Origin of the sequence: Citrobacter sp. Igbk 14 (assembly GCF_028069825.1) — a bacterium.
Taxonomy (GTDB): domain Bacteria; phylum Pseudomonadota; class Gammaproteobacteria; order Enterobacterales; family Enterobacteriaceae; genus Citrobacter.
This window is the reverse complement of record NZ_JANEWM010000002.1, coordinates 169,980-176,443: the sequence shown is the minus strand read 5'-3', so window position 1 is coordinate 176,443 and position 6,464 is coordinate 169,980. Positions and strand designations below refer to the sequence as shown.

Below are 6,464 nucleotides of genomic sequence, written 5' to 3'. Positions count from 1 at the left end.
AACTAATTTTTCAGTATGTTAGAAACTCTCAACTAACATTGGAATTATCGCAAAACACAAGTTGCGCGCCATTTCATGGGACTTATCTTAACCTAAAACCACTATATTTATAAGTGTTATCGCGAATTAATCGAAGCAAAAAGGTGTTAACTCAGACTGCCGGTTTTCGTATTATTAACGCGTTCAATAAATACTGTTTAAATATTAAATAATAATTAATTAAGAATGCCACCATTCATTAATTATACTTAACAATAGATTCACACCGCGCCGTTGTCAGATCAGGTCGATAACAGTTTGTCAGGCTAAGACCTCAGTATTTTCGAATTGCGCAAACAGCAGATACTGCCAACCACGCACCGCTTTGCACATCTCACTATTTTTCGCCAAACAAATCACCATACCCAAGCTGCCACAACGATACATATAACCATAAAATACAAGATATCAAGATTATAATTCCATATTAATTTCATTATTTAGTTGTTAACAGTTAATTATAACCTCGCAACTTTCGAAATCTTCTACTAAAGACCCTTCAAAACTCACCGTCGGGGGAGTACATTGTTCTGTGCTGACTTCCACGGCAGGGAGTGGCATTCACAGCTAAAAAGGTCAAGATTCATGTCCCCCATTGAAAAATCCAGCAAATTAGAAAATGTCTGTTATGACATTCGTGGCCCGGTTCTGAAGGAAGCAAAGCGCCTGGAAGAAGAAGGCAATAAAGTTCTGAAACTCAACATCGGCAACCCTGCGCCATTCGGGTTTGAAGCACCAGATGAAATTCTGGTCGATGTGATCCGCAATTTACCTACCGCACAAGGGTATTGCGATTCAAAAGGTCTTTATTCAGCCCGCAAAGCGATCATGCAGCATTACCAGGCCCGCGGGATGCGCGATGTTACCGTGGAGGATATTTATATCGGTAACGGCGTTTCTGAATTAATCGTTCAGGCGATGCAGGCGTTGCTGAACAGTGGGGACGAAATGCTGGTTCCTGCGCCTGATTACCCGCTGTGGACAGCGGCAGTATCGCTCTCTGGCGGTAATGCCGTGCACTACCTGTGTGATGAATCATCAGACTGGTTCCCGGACCTTGATGATATTCGGGCAAAAATCACCCCGCGCACGCGAGGGATCGTCATCATCAACCCAAACAACCCTACCGGCGCTGTCTACTCCAAAGAGCTGCTGATGGAGATTGTTGAGATTGCTCGCCAGAACAACCTCATTATCTTTGCTGACGAGATTTATGACAAAATTCTCTATGATGATGCCGAGCATCACTCAATTGCGGCAATGGCCCCGGATCTGCTGACTATTACCTTCAACGGCCTGTCAAAAACTTACCGTGTCGCGGGGTTCCGTCAGGGCTGGATGGTACTGAACGGACCGAAGAAACATGCCAAAGGGTATATTGAAGGTCTTGAAATGCTGGCCTCCATGCGTTTATGCGCCAACGTTCCAGCGCAACACGCCATTCAAACCGCGCTGGGTGGATACCAGAGCATCAGCGAATTTATCATGCCAGGCGGACGTTTGTATGAACAGCGCAACCGGGCCTGGGAATTACTTAATGATATTCCGGGCGTTTCCTGTGTGAAACCGCGCGGTGCTCTGTATATGTTCCCGAAAATTGATGCCAAACGCTTCAATATTCACGATGACCAGAAAATGGTACTCGATTTCCTGCTGCAGGAAAAAGTCCTGCTGGTCCAGGGCACAGCATTCAACTGGCCGTGGCCGGATCACTTCCGTATCGTCACGCTACCGCGTATTGATGATATTGAAATGTCGCTGAGCAAGTTTGAGCGTTTCCTGTCCGGTTATCACCAGCTGTAATCATGCAAAGTGCTACCGGGTTTGCATCCGGTAGCACTCTCTGCGCAAAATACCGTTACTGAAGTCACAGAGTAAGGGTCGTTATGAAGCAGAGCCACTTTTTTGCCCACTTATCCCGTCTGAAGCTCATCAACCGCTGGCCGCTGATGCGTAACGTACGCACCGAAAACGTCTCCGAACATAGCCTGCAGGTCGCCATGGTCGCCCATGCACTGGCCGCGATTAAGAACCGGAAATTTGGTGGTCAGGTTAACGCAGAGCGCATCGCGCTACTGGCGATGTACCACGACGCTTCCGAAGTACTGACCGGCGACCTCCCTACCCCGGTAAAATACTTCAACTCACAAATTGCTCAGGAATATAAAGCCATTGAGAAAATTGCCCAGCAGAAGCTGGTCGATATGGTTCCGGATGAATTACGCGATATCTTTGCGCCATTAATTGATGAGCACGCCAGCAGCGATGAAGAGAGATCGATTGTGAAGCAGGCCGATGCCCTGTGCGCCTATCTGAAATGTCTGGAAGAGCTTTCGGCCGGTAACAACGAGTTTCTGCTGGCGAAAACACGGCTGGAAAAAACGCTGGAGTCACGGCGTAGTGAAGAGATGGACTATTTTTTAGCGGTCTTTGTCCCAAGCTTCCATCTGTCGCTGGATGAAATCAGTCAGGATTCACCGCTGTAAGTTTGTGGCGACGCTACCTTTGTAGGCCGGATAAGATCCGGCATCGTGCGCCATCATGCCTGATGGCGCTACGCTTATCAGGCCTACAAGACTGGAGACGCTAAACGATCCCGTAGGCCGGATAAGGCGTAGCCGCCATCCGGCGCATAATAAAAATCAAAACGGGAACAGCATCGGGATCATCACCACACACACCGCCATCACGATCACCGTAAATGGCACACCAATTTTCACAAAGTCGCTAAAGCTGTAGTTACCCGGCCCCAATACCAGCGTGTTGACGGGTGATGAGACTGGCGTCATAAAGGCCGCGGATGCCGCCATTGCAATCACCATCGCAAAAGGATACGGCGAAACCCCCATCGACTTCGCCGCCGCCAGCGCAATCGGCGCCATCAGCACTGCTGTTGCGGTATTCGAGATAAATAAGCCAATGGTCGCGCACAGGATAAACAGACAACCCAACATCATGTACGGGCCATATCCCCCACCGACGTCCATGAGTCCTTTTACCACCAGATCGACACCGCCGGTTTTTTGTAAAGCCAGCGCGAAAGGCATCATCCCAACGATCAAAATAATGCTTGGCCAGTGGATCGCCTTATAGGCGCTCTCTGCATCAATACACCGGAATTTCCCCATCAGCAGGCAGGCGATAATTGCGGCCACCGTATTGGGGATTTCATCCGTCAGCATTAACGCAACCATCAGAACCAGGCAAAAAATCGCGTGGGGTGCCTGACTGTGTGCCGGAGACGCTTCACTGACTTCAACCGGCATGTTCAACACCACAAAATCGCGGCCTTTTTTCCCAAGCGCGGTGATGAGTTTCCAGTTACCCACCACCAGAATGATATCGCCCATCAGCAACGGTTCATCCACCACCGCGCCGTCCATCGCCGTACCATCACGCTTCACCCCGACGACGTTCAGGCCGTAACGTGTACGAAACGCGATTTCCCGTACCGTTTTACCGATCAGTTCTGATTCAGGGATCAACGAAATCTCAGCCATCCCCACATCGAGCGCCTGTTCGGAAAAATACTCGCCGCGCAACACCATCGGCTCCAGCAATTGTTCACTGCAGAATTCGCGCAGATCGACATCGGCCGCGGACATATCAATGAGCAAAACGTCGCGGGCACGGAACTCAGAAACCCCATTAACGTCCACAATCACGCGCCGAAAGCGACGCCAGCGTTCAACACCAATAACGTTTGCCCCATAGCGCTCACGCAGCTTCAGGTCGTCAAGACGCTGGCCAATCATCGGCGAACCTGGACGAATCGCCAGGCGGCGGGCGCGCCCCGTCAGACGATACTCTTTGATAAGATCGCGAAAGGTCCGGCGTTTCCAGCCATCCCCCTGCTGCCCGGAGTCCTCACCCTTGAGCATAAAACGCATCAACAGCATGTAAATAATGCCGAGCACCAGAACAACCAGCCCCAACGGAGTCACGCTGAAAAAACTGAAACCGTTTAGTCCTTCGCGCAGTAACTCACTGTTGACGACCAGGTTCGGTGGCGTCGCCACCAGCGTCATCATGCCGCTGATAAGCCCCGCGAAGCTAAGCGGCATCATCAGGCGTGAGGGAGAGGTTTGCATGCGCATAGATACGCTTAAAACAACAGGAATAAAAATCGCGACTACACCGGTGGAACTCATAAAAGCGCCGAGCCCGGCGACGGTGATCATCAGCAAAACCAGCATCTTGACTTCACTACTACCGGCAACCTTCACCAGCCAGGCCCCCATCACCGTTGCCACTCCGGTACGCACCAGGCCGTCCCCAATGATAAATAAGGCCGCTATCAAAATAACGTTAGGATCGCTGAAACCAGAAAATGCCTCTGAGATGCTCAGTGTTCCACTCAGAACAAAGGCAATGATGACCAACAGAGCAACTGCATCCATACGCACTCTGCCAGTGGCAAACAAAACGACGGCAATCGCCAACAATGAGAGAACCCATATCAATTCACCGTTCACAACATATCCTTGTTAAATGAGAGGGATGGATTGAGTTTGCCATAAAAAAGCCCCAACAGTCTGGGGCTAAATCACGATCAGGTATTTCTTATAACAACCACATTTCCGTTGGGTTGCTTGGTCACGGAAATCTGTTCCAGACTGGTCAACGAAAAGTCGACCTCATCCAGACGCGGCGTGTCCGACGGCGCGTTGACCGCGATCACATGACATCCGGCAGCCAGGCCAGAGAGTACCCCAGCGGGCGCATCTTCAACCACCGCACACTCCTGCGGTGCAAGGCCTAGCAGTTGAGCGCCTAACAGATATGCATCTGGCTCTGGTTTGCCTCTCTTTACCCGCTCAGCAGTGACAAACACTTCAGGCGCGGGAAGGCCAGCAACACGATGGCGTGCCCGCGCAACGGGCATCGACCCCGAGGTCACAATCGCCCAAGGGATACCCGCTTTATTCAGGTGATTGAGTAAATCAATCGCCCCGGGTAGCGCGGTGATTCCATCCGTTTCAGTCGCTTCAATATGCTCCAGACGCGTGAACTCCGCCGCGATCTCCGCGTCAGACTTGCCAGGCATAAAGTGCCGCAAGGAGGTAATTGCCTGCTTGCCGTGAATAAAACCGAGTACCTCGTCATGATCGAGACCAAAACGATCGGCCCAGTTACACCACGCACGTTCTACGGCTGGTAAGGAATCGACCAGCGTCCCATCCAGATCAAACAGAAAGCCTTTGCACTGCACGCTCGCCCCCTCAGGCATTAATGATTTGGTTAATTTCATTCGCGCTCAGGTGATACTGACGCGGGCAGGAGTGCCAGACATTCAGCATGCGCTGATATTTTTCCCACATTGGGGTCTGAGCGTTGAAGCCATGTGTACCGGCATCAAAGTGGGTATAACGGCCTTCCACGTTCACCATAAAACGAACATACCCGAGGAAACGGGCTTCCGTTGCGGCATCAAAGCCAAGGAACGTCACGCGGCGTTCATCAATAGCCTGTGCATCTTTAAGGTTAGTCCAGGACACGTGTAATGCGTGATACATCTCCATAATATCGATAATCGTACGACAGGTTTCTTCCGTCAGCTCACCAAACTCACGATCCAGCTCGCGCATCTGCAAGCCGTAACCGCGTTCAATAATCGTCTGCAAACGACGATAACGCTCGGCGTTGGTCGGATCGAGCATGGTCATCATTTTGTACTGGTTCGACAAAATAAGACGTTGAGCGTTGGTCATTTCCATTTGGGACTCCTGTATCACTACTACTGCGATGAAAAAAAAAGAAGGCTACTTGTGCCTTCTTTTATATGCGTAATCAGGGGTCAATTACAAATCATCGAGGAAAGTTTTATCCAGTTGTTTGAAGGCGCGCTTAAGCGTGTCAGCCAGCGCCTGGTAATCCGGCTTCCCTTCAACCGGCGATAACGCCTGTCCGGCTTCTTGTAATTTTCCCCGAACTTCGTAGAACCAGTTGAGAATCGAAGGCGGCAGTGGCGTAACGGAACGTTTACCCAACCACCACATGCCCTGCATTGGCAGGCTCAGCGCAAACAGTGCCGTTGCCACAGCCGGTCCCAACTGACCACCTAACGCAATTTGCCAGCATAACGTGAAGACGGCGATAGGTGGCATAAAGCGAATCGCATAGCGCGTCATGCGGATCACACGATTCTCAACAAACACGGGCGCCAGGCGCTTTTCCATTGGCCACGTCTTTGCGTAGTGCTGTCCCCGGCGAAACAAGCTAAAAAAATTGACGGAGCGATTATCCGGTGTCGACATGGCGGTTACCTCAACTTCACATATAAAAATTAAAAAATTTGTGCAAAACAACAACTGCAAAGGACATCGTTCAAAACATTTTGTCTTTGATACCCACATTCAGGTATCCTGTGCCGGCCTGTAAGGCCTTTAGTCCAAAATCATTGAGTCGTCAAATTGGCATACAGT

General features: G+C 50.5%; 6 protein-coding genes. 2 read left to right on the top strand and 4 right to left on the bottom strand.

Annotated features, from left to right (window positions below):
• Positions 1-624 precede the first annotated feature (624 nt).
• Together alaA and yfbR are read left to right on the top strand one after the other, a co-directional pair.
• Positions 625-1,842, top strand: a complete 1,218-nt coding sequence (gene alaA / locus NNN64_RS01685; protein ID WP_005129483.1) for an alanine transaminase AlaA — start codon at positions 625-627, stop codon at positions 1,840-1,842.
• A gap of 83 nt (positions 1,843-1,925) precedes the next feature.
• Positions 1,926-2,525: a 5'-deoxynucleotidase gene (yfbR, locus tag NNN64_RS01680; RefSeq protein ID WP_137384161.1), complete on the top strand. Its 600-nt coding sequence runs from the start codon at positions 1,926-1,928 to the stop codon at positions 2,523-2,525.
• A 156-nt stretch (positions 2,526-2,681) separates the two neighbouring features.
• On the opposite strand, the gene NNN64_RS01675 is transcribed toward yfbR, so the two are convergent.
• The 4 genes from NNN64_RS01675 to yfbV form a co-directional block, all read right to left on the bottom strand.
• On the bottom strand, positions 2,682-4,514 hold the full coding sequence (locus NNN64_RS01675) for an SLC13 family permease (RefSeq protein ID WP_271440252.1): 1,833 nt from the start codon (positions 4,512-4,514) through the stop codon (positions 2,682-2,684).
• A gap of 77 nt (positions 4,515-4,591) precedes the next feature.
• Positions 4,592-5,269: a sugar phosphatase gene (locus NNN64_RS01670; RefSeq protein ID WP_271440258.1), complete on the bottom strand. Its 678-nt coding sequence runs from the start codon at positions 5,267-5,269 to the stop codon at positions 4,592-4,594.
• Positions 5,262-5,756, bottom strand: coding sequence for a YfbU family protein (locus NNN64_RS01665; protein WP_003028086.1), 495 nt, complete (start codon positions 5,754-5,756; stop codon positions 5,262-5,264). The genes NNN64_RS01670 and NNN64_RS01665 overlap by 8 nt, the downstream gene beginning before the upstream one ends.
• Before the next feature lie 84 nt (positions 5,757-5,840).
• Positions 5,841-6,296, bottom strand: coding sequence for a terminus macrodomain insulation protein YfbV (gene yfbV / locus NNN64_RS01660; RefSeq protein ID WP_003028087.1), 456 nt, complete (start codon positions 6,294-6,296; stop codon positions 5,841-5,843).
• Between the last annotated feature and the right edge of the window lie 168 nt (positions 6,297-6,464).